The organism is Stenotrophomonas sp. YJH_SMC_120 (genome assembly GCF_059368675.1).
The window spans coordinates 1-16,795 of sequence record NZ_JCAFRY010000034.1 but is presented as its reverse complement, the minus strand read 5'-3'; the positions used below and the strand labels follow the sequence as shown (position 1 = coordinate 16,795).

The window sequence follows — 16,795 nt, the reverse complement described above, 5'->3', positions numbered from 1 at the left end:
GAAATGGTGATGCCGGGTGACAACGTCAAGATGGTCGTCACCCTGATCAACCCGGTGGCGATGGACGAAGGCCTGCGCTTCGCCATCCGCGAAGGCGGCCGCACCGTCGGCGCCGGCGTGGTCTCGAAGATCATCGAGTAAGCCTGCAGTACCGGTGGTTGCATAGCGCCGCCGGTTACGCGAATGGCGGGCCGGGAACCTCGGTCCGCCTTCGCCGTCTAAGGGAAGGCAAGTTTCAACACGTACGCCAGTAGCTCAATTGGCAGAGCAGCGGTCTCCAAAACCGCAGGTTGGGGGTTCGAGTCCCTCCTGGCGTGCCATCTGCCCGCCTTATCCAGCGGCCTGGGCCGCTAAAGCAGACACAGCCGGATGAATAGCAAGATCGAACACTCCAAGGACACCTCCGCCAACGGCGGGGATATCGTCAAGTACGTCGCCGCATCGCTGCTGGTGCTGGCCGGTCTGTTCGTCTGGTTCTGGTTCTCCGCCGACTCCGGTCGCGCCACTCAGCTGGGTGCGTGGGCGGGTCAGCTGCGTGCGTTGGCGGTCGTGGTCGGTCTGGTTGGCGGTATCGGCGTGTTCATGCTGACCGGCAAGGGGCGCGACACCCGCGAATTCCTCTCCGAGTCGCGCTTCGAACTGCGCAAGGTGGTCTGGCCGACGCGCCAGGAAGCCATCCGCATGACCTGGGTCGTGATGGTGGTGGTGACCATTCTCAGTCTGTTGCTGGGTGGGTTCGATTACGTCATTCAGTGGCTGGTTCAGTTGTTCCTGAGCCGCTAAGGAGAATTGCATGAAGCGTTGGTACGTCGTTCACGCCTATTCGGGCTTCGAGAAGTCGGTGGCGCAGGCTCTGCGCGATCGCATCGTCCGTGACGGCATGGAAGAGCGCTTCGGCGATGTCCTGGTCCCGACCGAAGAAGTGGTCGAGATGCGCGCTGGCCAGAAGCGCCGTTCCGAGCGCAAGTTCTTCCCGGGTTACGTGCTGGTCCAGATCGAGACCCACGAAGAAGCCGGTATCCCGCGCATCGACAACGAAAGCTGGCACCTGGTCAAGGAAACCCCGCGCGTGATGGGCTTCATCGGCGGCACCGCCGACCGTCCGCTGCCGATTGCCGATTCCGAGGCTGAAGCCATCCTGAACCGCGTTCAGGAAGGTGTCGAGAAGCCGCGTCCGAAGGTGCTGTTCGAGCCGGGCCAGATGGTCCGCGTCACCGACGGCCCGTTCAACGATTTCAATGGCGTCGTCGAAGAGGTCAACTACGAGAAGAGCCGTCTGCGCGTCTCGGTGCTGATCTTCGGTCGTGCCACTCCGGTCGAACTCGAGTTCGGCCAGGTCGAAAAGGCCGTCTGATCCAGCTGTAGAGTCGAGCTTGCTCGACTTTGCTGATCGGTCGAGCAAGCTCGACTCCACGGAACCAGGAACCGGGCCTTGCCCGGTTTCGTCCGTTTATGTGCCGCTTCAGGCATGTGAAGAAAAAACCTGATATAGTGCGCGGCTCCCCGCTGGGAAGCCAGCAGGACGAGGCCGCCGCAAGGTGGCCTTCAGCATGATTTCAAAACGCGATGCCGGGACGCGTGATTCCCGGTCCGATGGGGAGCCTGTTGTCGAAAGGCGCTAGCACCCGGAGAGTACTCACATGGCAAAGAAAGTTGTCGGTTACATCAAGCTGCAGGTGAAGGCCGGTCAGGCCAACCCCTCGCCGCCGGTCGGTCCTGCGCTGGGTCAGCGCGGTCTGAACATCATGGAATTCTGCAAGGCGTTCAACGCTGCCACGCAGAAGCTCGAGCCGGGTCTGCCGGTTCCGGTGATCATCACGGCCTACTCGGACCGTACGTTCACCTTCATCACCAAGAGCACCCCGGCCACCACCCTGCTGAAGAAGGCCGCTGGCATCTCGTCGGGCTCCAAGCGCCCGAACACCGAGAAGGTCGGCAAGGTCACCCGTAAGCAGCTGGAAGAGATCGCCAAGGCGAAGGAACCGGATCTGACTGCCGCCGATCTGGACGCCGCCGTGCGTACCATCGCTGGCTCTGCCCGTTCCATGGGCCTCGTGGTGGAGGGTTAATAAGATGGCACAGACCAAGCGTGAGAAGGCCATCAAGGCCGCCGTCGTTCCGGGCAAGGCATACGCCTTCGAGGACGCGATCAACATCCTGAAGAGCGCCACCAAGGCCAAGTTCGTCGAGTCGATCGACGTCGCTGTGCGCCTGGGCGTCGATGCGAAGAAGTCCGACCAGCAGGTTCGTGGCTCCACCGTGCTGCCGGCCGGTACCGGCAAGTCGGTCCGCGTCGCCGTGTTCGCTCCGGCCGGTGCCAAGGCTGATGAAGCCCTGGCCGCTGGCGCCGAAGCCGTCGGTATGGATGATCTGGCCGAGAAGATGCAGGCCGGCGATCTGAACTACGACGTCGTCATCGCGACCCCGGACGCCATGCGCGTCGTCGGTAAGCTGGGCACCGTGCTGGGCCCGCGCGGCCTGATGCCGAACCCGAAGGTCGGCACCGTTTCCCCGAACCCGGGTGAAGCCGTGAAGAACGCCAAGTCGGGTCAGGTCCGTTACCGCACCGACAAGGCCGGCATCATCCACTGCACCATCGGCAAGGCCGACTTCGCCGAAGACGCGCTGAAGTCGAACCTGACCGCGCTGCTGCTGGACCTGATCAAGGCCAAGCCGGCCACCTCGAAGGGCACCTACCTGCAGAAGGTTTCGGTCAGCTCGACGATGGGCCCGGGCGTCACCGTCGACCAGTCGTCGCTGACCCTGAAGTAATTGTTTCAAGCGGTCACGGTACCTTCGGTGCCGTGACCGTGACATTTGAAGGCATCGTTGGCAGTGCATCGCCCGCGGTAGCCGTCAAAGACCGCAGGCGCGGTCGTGGCAATACCGGCGACGGGCACGGAAGCTCGATCTGGCAAGGAGTCGCCGCCGGAGCAGTCATGAGCGCTTAATCGATTCCCCGGAATCACCCTGCGTAGATGGTGCCCTTCTGGAGTTTTTCTGGTTCACGCACGTCTGGGATTTCCCTGATTGCCTCCAGGTCTGGAACGGCCCACCCCCGGAACATCATCCCGATGTTCCCGGCGTCCAGGACGGATGCCGCACAGGACCGCACACGGCAGGAGCCGTAAGCGGAGTTCAATAGGAGGAGTGCAATGGCTCTCAATCTGTCCCAGAAGCAAGAAGTAGTCGCCGAGCTGGCAGACGTCGCCGCCAAGGCCCACTCCTTGATCGCAGCCGAATACGCTGGCACCACGGTCGCCCAGATGACCGCGATGCGCAAGCAGGCTCGTGAAACCGGTGTTTTCTTGAAGGTTGTCAAGAACACCCTGGCTTCGCGCGCCGTTGAAGGCACCGAGTTCGCAGTCGCCCAGGACCAGATGGTTGGTCCGCTGCTGTACGCGTTCTCGCTCGAGGAGCCCGGCGCTGCCGGTCGCCTGATCAAGGAAGCCGCCAAGGGCAACGACAAGCTGAAGGCTAAGGTCGTCGCCATCGGTGGCGAAGTGTTCCCGGCAAGCCACGTCGACGTGCTGGCATCGCTGCCGACCCGCGACCAGGCCCTGGCCATGCTGGCCCGCGTCCTGACCGAGCCGGTCACGATGTTTGCCCGCGCCATCAAGGCCGTTGGCGAGAAGCAGGGTGGTGGCGACGTCGCCGCCGACGCTGCCGAACCGGCCGCCGAGACCGCCTGAGTTTCGACTTACCGTGGTTCCTGACGGAACCTCAACCCAGAAAATCATCCAAAGGTATTAATCATGTCCCTTACCAACGAACAGATCGTCGACGCCATCGCCGAGAAGTCCCTGATGGAAGTGATGGAGCTGGTCAAGGCCATCGAAGAGAAGTTCGGCGTCTCCGCCGCTGCTCCGGTCGCCGTGGCTGCTGCCGCTGGCCCGGCCGCTGCTGTTGAAGAGCAGACCGAGTTCACCGTCACCCTGAAGTCGGCCGGCGACAAGAAGGTCGAAGTCATCAAGGCCGTCCGCGCCATCACCGGCCTGGGCCTGAAGGAAGCGAAGGACCTGGCCGAAGCCGGTGGCGTCCTGAAGGAAGGCGCTTCGAAGGAAGACGCCGAGAAGATGAAGAAGGACCTGGAAGCTGCTGGCGCGACTGTCGAAGTCAAGTAAGCAGTTACCTTGCATCGTCACCGATTCACGGCGATGCAGCCAAGGCTGGGGGCGTAAGCCCCCGGCCTTTGGTCGTTGTTGCGGTGTCGGTAGAGTCGACTGTTGGTCGACTGCTGTGAAGGAAGTCGACTAACAGTCGACTCTACCGTTTCAAATGCAGAAAAAAGCCCAACACGGGCTGCAGTCAAACCCCCGCCGGCCAGCGCAGCGCGCGGCAGCAGGGGCGTGGTAGCAGACGAGTTGGCAGTTGGAAGTAGCGGGAGAAGGCGTGCTGGTGCCGGCAATACCAGCGACTTCCAACTGACAATTTCAAGTTCCCTTCGGATCGTGGGCGCACGATCCGCACAACAAGGTGGAAGACCTCATGACGTCCTATTCGTTCACCGAAAAAAAGCGTATCCGCAAGGATTTCGGCAAGCAGCGCTCGATTCTCGAAGTGCCGTTCCTGCTCGCCATCCAGGTGGATTCCTATCGTGAATTCCTGCAGGAAAACGTCGATCCGGCCAAGCGCACGGACCACGGCCTGCATGCTGCGCTGAAGTCGGTCTTCCCGATCGCCAGCTACAGCGGCAACGCTGCCCTGGAATACGTCGGCTACAAGCTGGGCGAACCGGTCTTCGACGAGCGCGAGTGCCGCCAGCGTGGCATGAGCTACGGCGCCCCGCTGCGCGTGACCGTGCGCCTGGTGATCTACGACCGTGAGTCGTCGACCAAGGCCATCAAGTACGTGAAGGAGCAGGAGGTCTATCTGGGCGAAATCCCGCTGATGACCGAGAACGGCACCTTCATCGTCAACGGCACCGAGCGCGTCATCGTCTCGCAGCTGCACCGCTCGCCGGGCGTGTTCTTCGACCACGACCGTGGCAAGACCCACAGCTCGGGCAAGCTGCTGTACAGCGCCCGCATCATTCCTTACCGCGGCTCCTGGCTGGACTTCGAGTTCGACCCGAAGGACGCACTGTTCACCCGTATCGACCGTCGCCGCAAGCTGCCGGTGTCGATCCTGCTGCGCGCGCTCGGCTACAGCAACGAAGAGATGCTGGCCGAGTTCTTCGAGATCAACACCTTCCACATCAACCCGGATGAAGGCGTCCAGCTGGAGCTGGTGCCGGAGCGCCTGCGTGGCGAAACCCTGGGCTTCGACCTCGCCGACGGCGACAAGGTCATCGTGGAAGCCGGCAAGCGCATCACCGCGCGCCACATCAAGCAGCTGGAAGCCTCGGGCATCGCCGCCCTGGCCGTGCCGGACGACTACATCGTCGGCCGCATCCTGTCGCACGACGTGGTCGATGCCTCGACCGGCGAACTGCTGGCCCAGGCCAATGACGAGATCACCGACGAGCAGCTGCAGGCCTTCCGCAAGGCCGGTGTGGATGCCGTGGGCACCCTGTGGGTGAACGATCTGGATCGTGGCCCGTACCTGTCCAACACCCTGCGCATCGACCCGACCAAGACCCAGCTGGAAGCCCTGGTCGAGATCTACCGCATGATGCGTCCGGGCGAGCCGCCGACCAAGGACGCTGCGCAGAACCTGTTCCACAACCTGTTCTTCACCTTCGAGCGCTACGACCTGTCCGCGGTCGGTCGCATGAAGTTCAACCGTCGCGTGGGCCGCAAGGAAACCACCGGCGAAGCCGTGCTGTACGACAGCAAGTACTTCGGTGAGCGCAACGACGAAGAGTCCAAGCGCCTGGTCGCCGCCCACGGCGACAGCTCCGACATCCTGGACGTGATCAAGGTCCTGACCGAGATCCGCAACGGTCGCGGCGTGGTCGACGATATCGACCACCTGGGCAACCGTCGCGTGCGTTCGGTCGGCGAAATGGCCGAGAACGTGTTCCGCGTCGGCCTGGTCCGCGTCGAGCGCGCGGTCAAGGAGCGCCTGTCGATGGCCGAGTCCGAAGGCCTGACCCCGCAGGAGCTGATCAACGCCAAGCCGGTTGCCGCTGCCATCAAGGAGTTCTTCGGCTCCTCGCAGCTGTCGCAGTTCATGGACCAGAACAACCCGCTGTCGGAAGTGACCCACAAGCGTCGCGTCTCGGCCCTGGGCCCGGGCGGCCTGACCCGTGAGCGCGCCGGCTTCGAAGTGCGCGACGTGCACCCGACCCATTACGGCCGCGTCTGCACCATCGAAACCCCGGAAGGCCCGAACATCGGCCTGATCAATTCGCTGGCCGTGTACGCCCGCACCAACCAGTACGGTTTCCTCGAGACTCCGTACCGCAAGGTCGTGGACGGCAAGGTCTATGACGAAGTCGAGTTCCTGTCGGCGATCGAAGAAAACGAGTACGTCATTGCGCAGGCCAACGCGCTGACCGACGCCAAAGGCACCCTGACGGAGCAGTTCGTTCCGTGCCGCTTCCAGGGCGAATCGCTGTTGAAGCCGCCGGCGGAAGTTCACTTCATGGACGTCTCGCCGATGCAGACCGTGTCGATCGCGGCCGCGCTGGTTCCGTTCCTGGAGCACGATGACGCGAACCGCGCACTGATGGGCGCGAACATGCAGCGTCAGGCGGTGCCGACCCTGCGTGCGCAGAAGCCGCTGGTCGGTACCGGCATCGAGCGCGCCGTGGCGCGTGACTCCGGTGTGACCGTGAACGCCCGCCGTGGTGGCGAGATCGTGCAGATCGACGCGGCCCGCATCGTGGTCAAGGTCAACGAGGAAGAGATCGTTGGCGCTACCGATGCAGGCGTGGACATCTACAACCTGGTCAAGTACACCCGTTCGAACCAGAACACCTGCATCAACCAGCGTCCGCTGGTCCAGGTGGGTGACGTCATCGCCCGCGGCGACGTGCTGGCCGACGGTCCGTCCACCGACATCGGCGAACTGGCCCTGGGCCAGAACATGCTGATCGCGTTCATGCCGTGGAACGGCTACAACTTCGAAGACTCCATCCTGCTCTCCGAGCGCGTGGTGGAAGAGGATCGTTACACCACGATCCACATCGAAGAGCTGACCTGCGTCGCGCGTGACACCAAGCTGGGGCCGGAGGAAATCTCCGCCGACATCCCGAACGTCTCCGAGCAGGCGCTGAACCGCCTGGACGAGAGCGGCGTGGTGTACATCGGTGCGGAAGTCCGCGCCGGCGACATCATGGTCGGCAAGGTCACCCCGAAGGGCGAAAGCCAGCTGACCCCGGAAGAGAAGCTGCTGCGTGCGATCTTCGGCGAGAAGGCTTCGGACGTTAAGGACAGCTCGCTGCGCGTTCCGCCGGGCATGGACGGCACCGTCATCGACGTGCAGGTCTTCACCCGCGACGGCATCGAGAAGGACAAGCGCGCCCGCCAGATCGAAGAGTCTGAAATCAAGCGCGTCAAGAAGGACTTCGACGACCAGTTCCGCATCCTGGAAGCCGCCATCTACATGCGTCTGCGTTCGCAGATCGTGGGCAAGGTGGTCAACGGTGGCGCTGGCCTGAAGAAGGGTGACGTGATCACCGACGCCTTCCTGGACGGCCTGAAGAAGGCTGACTGGTTCGCCCTGCGCATGAAGGACGAGGACGCTTCGGAAGCCATCGAGCGCGCGCAGAAGCAGATCCAGGCGCACGAGAAGGAATTCGAGCGTCGCTTCGCCGACAAGCGCGGCAAGATCACCGCCGGTGACGACCTCGCCCCGGGCGTGCTGAAGATGGTCAAGGTGTTCCTGGCCGTGAAGCGCCGCATCCAGCCGGGCGACAAGATGGCAGGCCGCCACGGCAACAAGGGTGTGGTCTCCAACGTGGTGCCGGTCGAGGACATGCCGTACATGGCCTCGGGCGAAACCGTGGACATCGTGCTGAACCCGCTGGGCGTGCCGTCGCGCATGAACATCGGCCAGATCCTGGAAGTGCACCTGGGCTGGGCTGCCAAGGGTCTGGGCCGCAAGATCCAGGCGATGATGGAAGCCCAGGCGGCGGTTGCCGACCTGCGCAAGTTCCTGGACGACATCTACAACCACGACGACACCAACGTGGCCAACCGTGTCGACCTGTCGCAGTTCAGTGACGAGGAACTGCTGCGCCTGGCCCGTAACCTCACCGACGGCGTGCCGATGGCCACCCCGGTGTTCGACGGTGCCACCGAAGCGGAAATCAAGCGCATGCTGGAACTGGCCGACCTGCCGAGCAGTGGCCAGACCCAGCTGTACGACGGCCGCACCGGTGAAGCGTTCGATCGCCACACCACCGTCGGTTACATGCACTACCTGAAGCTGAACCACCTGGTCGACGACAAGATGCACGCCCGTTCGACCGGTCCGTACTCGCTCGTCACCCAGCAGCCGCTGGGCGGCAAGGCGCAGTTCGGCGGCCAGCGCTTCGGTGAAATGGAAGTCTGGGCGCTGGAAGCCTACGGCGCGGCCTACACCCTGCAGGAAATGCTGACGGTGAAGTCCGATGACGTGCAGGGCCGCAACCAGATGTACAAGAACATCGTCGACGGTGAGCACGAGATGGTCGCGGGCATGCCGGAATCCTTCAACGTGCTCGTGAAGGAAATCCGCTCGCTGGCCATCAACATGGAACTGGAAGACAACTGATCCATGCCGGCGCGGCGGTCAACGCCGCCGCGCCGCTGGCAGTGAACTGAAAGCCCATCGACACAGCATTCCTCCTTCTGGAGAACACCATGAAAGACCTGCTCAACCTCTTCAACCAGCAGCGCCAGACGCTGGACTTCGACGCGATCAAGATCGCGCTGGCTTCGCCGGACCTGATCCGTTCGTGGTCCTTCGGCGAAGTGAAGAAGCCGGAAACCATCAACTACCGTACCTTCAAGCCGGAACGCGACGGCCTGTTCTGCGCCGCCATCTTCGGCCCGGTGAAGGACTACGAGTGCCTGTGCGGCAAGTACAAGCGCATGAAGCACCGCGGCGTGGTCTGCGAAAAGTGCGGTACCGAAGTGACCCTGGCCAAGGTGCGCCGCGAGCGCATGGGCCACATCGACCTGGCCTCGCCGGTCGCGCACATCTGGTTCCTCAAGTCGCTGCCGTCGCGCATCGGCCTGATGCTGGACATGACCCTGCGCGACATCGAACGCGTGCTGTACTTCGAAGCCTACGTGGTGACCGAGCCGGGCCTGACTGCCCTGGAGCGCCGCCAGCTGCTGACCGAGGAACAGTACCTGCAGGCCCGCCAGGAGCACGGTGACGACTTCGACGCCGCGATGGGCGCCGAGGCCGTGTACGAACTGCTGCGCACGATCGACCTGCAGTCGGAAATGACCCGCCTGCGCGAGGAAATCGCCGCTACCGGTTCGGAAACCAAGCTCAAGCGCCTCACCAAGCGCATCAAGCTGATCGAAGCCTTCCTGGAATCGGGCAACCGTCCGGAATGGATGGTCATGACCGTGCTGCCGGTGCTGCCGCCGGACCTGCGTCCGCTGGTCCCGCTGGATGGCGGCCGCTTCGCGACCTCCGACCTGAACGACCTGTACCGCCGCGTCATCAACCGCAACAACCGCCTGCGCCGCCTGCTCGAACTGAGCGCGCCGGACATCATCGTGCGCAATGAAAAGCGCATGCTGCAGGAGTCGGTCGATGCACTGCTGGACAACGGCCGTCGTGGCCGTGCCATCACCGGCACCAACAAGCGCCCGCTGAAGTCGCTGGCCGACATGATCAAGGGCAAGCAGGGTCGCTTCCGCCAGAACCTGCTCGGCAAGCGCGTCGACTACTCGGGCCGTTCGGTCATCGTGGTCGGCCCGTACCTGCGCCTGCACCAGTGCGGCCTGCCGAAGAAGATGGCGCTCGAGCTGTTCAAGCCGTTCGTCTTCGCCAAGCTGCAGCGTCGTGGCCTGGCCACCACCATCAAGGCCGCCAAGAAGCTGGTCGAGCGCGAAGAAGCCGAAGTCTGGGACATCCTGGAAGAGGTCATCCGCGAGCATCCGGTGATGCTGAACCGTGCGCCGACCCTGCACCGTCTGGGCATCCAGGCGTTCGAGCCGGTGCTGATCGAAGGCAAGGCCATCCAGCTGCACCCGCTGGTCTGCACCGCGTTCAACGCCGACTTCGACGGTGACCAGATGGCCGTCCACGTGCCGCTTTCGCTGGAAGCCCAGCTGGAAGCGCGTGCGCTGATGATGTCGACCAACAACATCCTGTCGCCGGCCAACGGCGAGCCGATCATCGTGCCGTCGCAGGACGTCGTGCTGGGTCTGTACTACATGACCCGCTCGCTGGAAAACAAGAAGGGCGAGGGCATGGCCTTCGCCAACATCGCCGAAGTGAAGCGTGCCTACGACAACCGCGTGGTGGAACTGCACGCGCGCGTCAAGGTCCGCATCACCGAAGTGGTGACCGACGAAGACGGCAACAAGCAGAACAAGACCTCGATCGTGGACACCACGATCGGTCGCGCCCTGCTGGCTGAAATCCTGCCGGAAGGCCTGCCGTTCGCGCTGGCCAACACCGAGCTGACCAAGAAGAACATCAGCCGCCTGATCAACTCCAGCTACCGCCAGCTGGGCCTGAAGGACACGGTCGTGTTCGCCGACAAGCTGATGTACACCGGCTTCGCGTACGCGACCCGCGCCGGTGTCTCGATCGGCATCGACGACATGCTGATCCCGGACGAGAAGAAGGGCATCCTCACCGAGGCCGAAGCCGAAGTGCTGGAAATCCAGGAGCAGTACCAGTCGGGCCTGGTCACCGCCGGCGAGCGCTACAACAAGGTGGTCGACATCTGGTCGCGCACCAACGAGCGCATCGCCAAGGCGATGATGGACACCATCGGTACCGAGAAGGTGGTCAATGCCAAGGGTGAGACCATCGACCAGAAGTCGATGAACTCGCTGTACATCATGGCCGACTCCGGTGCGCGTGGTTCGCAGGCGCAGATCCGTCAGCTGGCCGGCATGCGTGGCCTGATGGCCCGCCCGGACGGCTCGATCATCGAGACGCCCATCAAGGCGAACTTCCGCGAAGGCCTGAACGTGCAGGAGTACTTCAACTCCACCCACGGTGCCCGTAAGGGTCTGGCCGATACCGCGCTGAAGACCGCGAACTCGGGTTACCTGACCCGTCGTCTGGTCGACGTGGCACAGGACGTGGTGATCACCGAGGTGGATTGCGGTACCACCGAAGGCCTGATCATGACCCCGATCGTGGAAGGCGGCGACGTGGTCGAGCCGCTGAAGGACCGCGTGCTGGGTCGCGTGGTTGCCGAGGACGTGTTCCTGCCGGGCAACGACGAAGATCCGATCGTCACCCGCAACACCCTGCTGGACGAAGCCTGGGTTGCCAAGCTGGAAGATGCCGGCGTGCAGACCATCAAGGTCCGCTCGACCATCTCCTGCGAATCGGCCTTCGGCGTCTGCTCGCGCTGCTACGGCCGCGACCTGGCCCGTGGCCACCTGGTCAACATCGGTGAAGCGGTCGGCGTCATCGCCGCCCAGTCCATCGGTGAGCCGGGTACCCAGCTGACCATGCGTACGTTCCACATCGGTGGTGCGGCGTCGCGAGCTGCTGCGGTCGACAACATCACCGTCAAGACCACCGGCTCGGTCAAGTTCAGCAACCTCAAGTCGGTCGAGCATGCCAACGGCTCGCTGGTGGCAGTGTCGCGCTCGGGCGAAATCTCGGTGCTCGATGCCCACGGCCGTGAGCGTGAACGTTACAAGCTGCCGTACGGTGCGACCATCACGTCCAAGGACGGTGATGCGATCAAGGCTGGCCAGACCGTGGCCAACTGGGATCCGCATAACCACCCGATCGTGTCGGAAGTGGCCGGTTTCATCCGCTTCATCGACTTCGTCGACGGCATCACCGTCATCGAGAAGACCGACGAACTGACCGGCCTGGCGTCGCGCGAAATCACCGATCCGAAGCGTCGTGGTACCCAGGCCAAGGACCTGCGCCCGATCGTGCGCATCGTCGACGCCAAGGGCAACGACCTGTCGATTCCGGGCACCGACCTGCCGGCGCAGTACCTGCTGCCGCCGCGCTCGATCGTCAACCTGCAGGACGGCGCTGCCGTCGGCGTGGGTGACGTGGTCGCCAAGATCCCGCAGGAAGCGTCGAAGACCCGCGACATCACCGGTGGTCTGCCGCGCGTGGCCGATCTGTTCGAAGCGCGCAAGCCGAAGGATCCGGCGGTGCTGGCCGAGCGTTCGGGCATCATCAGCTTCGGCAAGGACACCAAGGGCAAGCAGCGCCTGATCATCAAGGACACCGATGGTTCGGAGCACGAAGAGCTGATCCCGAAGTACCGCCAGGTCATCGTGTTCGAAGGCGAGCATGTGACCAAGGGTGAAACCATCGTGGACGGCGAGCCGAGCCCGCAGGACATCCTGCGCCTGCTGGGTGTCGAACCGCTGGCCGCCTACCTGGTGAAGGAAATCCAGGACGTGTACCGCCTGCAGGGCGTGAAGATCAACGACAAGCACATCGAGGTGATCACCCGCCAGATGCTGCGCAAGGTCGAGATCACCGACCAGGGCAGCAGCAAGTTCCTGAACGGCGAACAGGTGGAGCGCCAGCGCGTTATCGAGGAGAATGCCCGCCTTGCAGCCCGCAATGAGCTGCCGGCGCACTTCGATCCGGTCCTGCTGGGTATCACCAAGGCCTCGCTGGCGACCGAATCGTTCATCTCGGCCGCGTCGTTCCAGGAAACCACCCGCGTGCTGACCGAAGCGGCCGTCCGCGGCACCTCGGACAACCTGCGCGGCCTGAAGGAAAACGTCATCGTGGGTCGCCTGATTCCGGCCGGTACCGGCCTGGCGTACCACAGCAACCGCCGCCGCGGCGCCTCCGGCCTTACCGAGTCGGAAATGCAGACCCTGGCCGGCACTCCGGCTGCGGTCGAGGCCGCGGCGGTTGAAGCCGAAGCTGAACAGGCCTCGGGCGAAGAATGATGCATCCGGTCCGGCCGCAAGGCCGGACCACCCGGGCGGTAGAGTCGACTGTTGGTCGACTGCCATCGAGAGTCGGCTAACAGTCGACTCTACCGGCGCAGGGCAGGGTGGACCTCGCGGTTCACCCCGCCAACCTGAACGGGGTACATGGAGGCCCCCCAGTAACGTTCCGGGATCAGGAGCGGGCTTGACAGGAGGCGTTTGACTGCTTTCCTGGCAGGTTGCTACAATCGTCTGTCTCAGCAGGCCAGAATTTTGGCCTGCTTTAACATTTCCGCATCTCTGGCCGGATTTTCCGGCCACCAATCAGAAGAACCTACTGATGGCGACGATCAACCAGCTGGTCCGCAAGCCGCGGCAAGCGACCACCTACAAGAGTGCCTCGCCGGCGCTCGACAAGTGCCCGCAGCGCCGTGGCGTCTGCACCCGTGTCTACACCACCACTCCGAAGAAGCCGAACTCGGCTCTGCGCAAGGTTGCCAAGGTCCGCCTGACCAACCAGGAAGAAGTGATTTCCTACATCGGTGGTGAAGGCCACAACCTGCAGGAGCACTCCGTGGTCCTGATCCGCGGCGGTCGCGTCAAGGACCTGCCGGGTGTGCGTTACCACACCGTTCGTGGCTCGCTCGACGCCGCCGGCGTTGCCAAGCGTCGCCAGGCCCGTTCCAAGTACGGCGCCAAGCGTCCGAAGGCATAAGGAGAGAGCACAATGTCGCGTAAGGGTAATACTCCGCAGCGTTCCGTCCTGCCCGATCCGAAGCACGGAAGCGAAACCATCGCCCGTTTCATCAACATGGTCATGCAGAGCGGCAAGAAGTCCGTCGCCGAGAAGATCGTGTACGGCGCCATGGACGTGATCACCGAGAAGAACAGCAGCGCCAACGCCATTGAACTGGTGCAGAAGGCTCTGGACAACGTCGCTCCGGCGGTCGAAGTCAAGTCGCGCCGCGTCGGTGGTGCCACCTACCAGGTGCCGGTCGAAGTGCGTTCGTCGCGCAAGATGGCCCTGGCCATGCGCTGGCTGATCGACTCCGCGCGCAAGCGCGGCGAGAACACCATGCCGAAGAAGCTGGCTGCTGAACTGATCGACGCCTCGGAAAACCGTGGCGGCGCCATCAAGAAGCGCGAAGAAACCCACCGCATGGCCGAAGCCAACAAGGCATTCGCCCACTACCGCTGGTGAGTTTGACGGCCTTGTAAAACAGGCAGGGCAGCACCACTTCGGTGCGTGCTGCCTCGCGGTCCCAGAAAGACTGCGCCAATCCGAAGGCCGCCGAAAGGCGGCGTTCGGCCATCCGAAATCCAAGAAATCTGAGAGGCTCCCGTGGCCCGTTCCACTCCCATCGAGCGTTACCGTAACTTCGGCATCATGGCTCACATCGATGCCGGCAAGACCACCACGTCCGAGCGCATCCTGTTCTACACCGGCAAGAGCCACAAGATCGGTGAAGTGCACGACGGCGCCGCCACCATGGACTGGATGGAGCAGGAGCAGGAGCGTGGCATCACGATCCAGTCCGCTGCCACCACCGCGTTCTGGAAGGGCATGGACAAGTCCCTGCCGGAGCACCGCTTCAACATCATCGACACCCCGGGGCACGTCGACTTCACCATCGAAGTGGAGCGCTCGCTGCGCGTGCTCGACGGTGCCGTCTTCGTCCTGTGCGCCGTCGGTGGCGTGCAGCCGCAGTCGGAAACCGTGTGGCGCCAGGCCAACAAGTACCACGTGCCGCGCATCGCGTTCGTCAACAAGATGGACCGCACCGGTGCCAACTTCCAGAAGGTCGTCGGCCAGCTGAAGGCCAAGCTGGGCGCGGTTGCCGTGCCGATGCAGCTGCCGATCGGCGCTGAAGACAACTTCAAGGGCGTTGTCGACCTGCTGAAGATGAAGGCCATCCACTGGGATGAAGCCTCGCAGGGCATGAAGTTCGAGTACAGCGACATCCCGGCCGATCTGCAGGCGGCTGCGGAAGAAGCTCGCCAGTTCATGGTCGAGACCGCTGCCGAAGCCAGCGAAGAGCTGATGGAAAAGTACCTGGGCGGCGAAGAGCTGGCCGAGGCCGAAATCATCAACGCGCTGCGTACCCGTACCCTGGCCACCGAGATCGTGCCGATGTACTGCGGCTCGGCCTTCAAGAACAAGGGCGTGCAGGCCATGCTGGACGGTGTGATCCAGCTGCTGCCGTCGCCGGTCGACGTGCCGGACGTGAAGGGCGTGGACGTTGACGACGACACCGTCGAAATGACCCGCAAGTCGGACGACAAGGCGCCGTTCTCGTCGCTGGCCTTCAAGATCATCACCGACCCGTTCGTCGGCGCGCTGACCTTCTTCCGTGTCTACTCGGGCACCCTGAACGGTGGCGACACCGTGCTGAACTCGGTGAAGGGCAAGAAGGAGCGCATCGGCCGCATCCTGCAGATGCACTCGAACAACCGCGAGGAAATCAAGGAAGTTCTGGCTGGTGACATCGCTGCTGCCGTGGGCCTGAAGGACACCACCACCGGTGACACCCTGTGCGCCGTGGATGCGCCGATCATCCTGGAGCGCATGACGTTCCCGGAGCCGGTGATCTCGATGGCCGTCGAGCCGAAGACCAAGTCGGACCAGGAAAAGATGGGTCTGGCGCTGGGTCGCCTGGCGCAGGAAGATCCGTCGTTCCGCGTCAAGACCGACGAAGAATCCGGCCAGACCATCATCTCGGGCATGGGCGAGCTGCACCTGGACATCATCGTCGACCGCCTGAAGCGCGAGTTCAACGTTGAAGCCAACGTCGGCGCGCCGCAGGTGGCCTACCGCGAAACCATCACCCTGGCTGACGTCAAGTCGGACTACAAGCACGCCAAGCAGTCCGGTGGTAAGGGTCAGTACGGTCACGTCGTGATCGAGCTGTCGCCGATCACCGCTGAAGATCGTGCCGATCCGAAGATCGCTCCGATGATCAAGGACGATTTCCTGTTCATCAACGACATCACCGGCGGCGTGATCCCGAAGGAATTCATTCCGTCGGTTGAAAAGGGCCTGCGCGAAACCATCACCAGCGGCCCGCTGGCTGGCTTCCCGGTCGTGGACGTCAAGGTGAAGCTGGTGTTCGGTTCGTACCACGACGTCGACTCCTCGGAAATGGCGTTCAAGCTGGCTTCGTCGATGGCCTTCAAGCAGGGCTTCGCCAAGGCCAAGCCGGTGCTGCTGGAGCCGATCATGAAGGTCGAGATCGTGACCCCGGAGGATTACCAGGGTGACGTGATGGGCGACGTCAGCCGTCGTCGCGGCGTGCTGCAGGGTTCCGACACCACCGGTGACGGTTCGGCCAGCATCATCAACGCGATGATCCCGCTGGGTGAAATGTTCGGCTACGCCACTGCTCTGCGTTCGCAGACCCAGGGCCGCGCCACCTTCACCATGGAATTCGATCACTACGAGCCGGCTCCGACCAACATCGCCGAAGCCGTCATGAAGAAGGGCTGAGCCTCGCTCAGCCTCTCTTGAAACCATTTACGAACAATCAAGGTATAGAACAATGGCAAAGGGTAAGTTCGAGCGCACCAAGCCGCACGTCAACGTCGGCACCATCGGTCACGTCGACCACGGCAAGACCACGCTGACCGCTGCACTGACCAAGATCGGTGCCGAGCGCTTCGGTGGCGAGTTCAAGGATTACTCCTCGATCGACGCCGCTCCGGAAGAAAAGGCGCGTGGCATCACGATCTCGACCGCGCACGTCGAATACGAATCCCCGATCCGTCACTACGCCCACGTTGACTGCCCGGGCCACGCCGACTACGTCAAGAACATGATCACCGGTGCCGCCCAGATGGACGGCGCGATCCTGGTGTGCTCG

13 protein-coding genes and 1 tRNA gene are annotated in these 16,795 nt (G+C 63.3%); all 14 read left to right on the top strand.

Features of this window, described 5'->3' with window-relative positions; all coding sequences use genetic code 11:
* A partial coding sequence (locus AC5P60_RS21110) for an EF-Tu C-terminal domain-related protein (RefSeq protein WP_487247787.1) occupies window positions 1-141 on the top strand: 141 nt, incomplete at its 5' end.
* A 103-nt stretch (window positions 142-244) separates the two neighbouring features.
* Window positions 245-320: transfer RNA gene (locus tag AC5P60_RS21105), tRNA-Trp, on the top strand.
* A gap of 49 nt (window positions 321-369) precedes the next feature.
* Window positions 370-783, top strand: coding sequence for a preprotein translocase subunit SecE (gene secE / locus AC5P60_RS21100; protein ID WP_033835425.1), 414 nt, complete (start codon window positions 370-372; stop codon window positions 781-783).
* 10 nt (window positions 784-793) lie between these two features.
* Window positions 794-1,354 carry a transcription termination/antitermination protein NusG gene (gene nusG, locus AC5P60_RS21095; protein ID WP_004154362.1) on the top strand — a complete coding sequence of 187 codons (561 nt, stop codon included), beginning with the start codon at window positions 794-796 and terminating at the stop codon, window positions 1,352-1,354.
* Window positions 1,355-1,640: 286 nt separating this feature from the next.
* Window positions 1,641-2,069, top strand: coding sequence for a 50S ribosomal protein L11 (gene rplK / locus AC5P60_RS21090; RefSeq protein WP_004145248.1), 429 nt, complete (start codon window positions 1,641-1,643; stop codon window positions 2,067-2,069).
* A 4-nt stretch (window positions 2,070-2,073) separates the two neighbouring features.
* Entirely contained in the window at window positions 2,074-2,772 is a 699-nt protein-coding gene (gene rplA / locus AC5P60_RS21085) for a 50S ribosomal protein L1 (protein WP_004154350.1), read from the top strand.
* A gap of 383 nt (window positions 2,773-3,155) precedes the next feature.
* Window positions 3,156-3,692, top strand: coding sequence for a 50S ribosomal protein L10 (gene rplJ / locus AC5P60_RS21080; RefSeq protein WP_005408203.1), 537 nt, complete (start codon window positions 3,156-3,158; stop codon window positions 3,690-3,692).
* A 63-nt stretch (window positions 3,693-3,755) separates the two neighbouring features.
* Window positions 3,756-4,124 (top strand): 50S ribosomal protein L7/L12, encoded by a 369-nt coding sequence (rplL, locus tag AC5P60_RS21075; RefSeq protein WP_005408204.1) that lies wholly within the window; start codon window positions 3,756-3,758, stop codon window positions 4,122-4,124.
* A gap of 364 nt (window positions 4,125-4,488) precedes the next feature.
* Window positions 4,489-8,643 carry a DNA-directed RNA polymerase subunit beta gene (gene rpoB, locus AC5P60_RS21070; RefSeq protein WP_005408205.1) on the top strand — a complete coding sequence of 1,385 codons (4,155 nt, stop codon included), beginning with the start codon at window positions 4,489-4,491 and terminating at the stop codon, window positions 8,641-8,643.
* Between the two features lie 89 nt (window positions 8,644-8,732).
* On the top strand, window positions 8,733-12,956 hold the full coding sequence (gene rpoC, locus AC5P60_RS21065; RefSeq protein WP_033835427.1) for a DNA-directed RNA polymerase subunit beta': 4,224 nt from the start codon (window positions 8,733-8,735) through the stop codon (window positions 12,954-12,956).
* Window positions 12,957-13,278: 322 nt separating this feature from the next.
* Entirely contained in the window at window positions 13,279-13,653 is a 375-nt protein-coding gene (gene rpsL, locus AC5P60_RS21060) for a 30S ribosomal protein S12 (RefSeq protein ID WP_004145320.1), read from the top strand.
* A 12-nt stretch (window positions 13,654-13,665) separates the two neighbouring features.
* Window positions 13,666-14,139 carry a 30S ribosomal protein S7 gene (gene rpsG, locus AC5P60_RS21055; protein ID WP_004145321.1) on the top strand — a complete coding sequence of 158 codons (474 nt, stop codon included), beginning with the start codon at window positions 13,666-13,668 and terminating at the stop codon, window positions 14,137-14,139.
* A gap of 141 nt (window positions 14,140-14,280) precedes the next feature.
* Window positions 14,281-16,422 (top strand): elongation factor G, encoded by a 2,142-nt coding sequence (gene fusA / locus AC5P60_RS21050; RefSeq protein WP_019662237.1) that lies wholly within the window; start codon window positions 14,281-14,283, stop codon window positions 16,420-16,422.
* 52 nt (window positions 16,423-16,474) lie between these two features.
* A partial coding sequence (locus AC5P60_RS21045; RefSeq protein ID WP_495201811.1) for a GTP-binding protein occupies window positions 16,475-16,795 on the top strand: 321 nt, incomplete at its 3' end.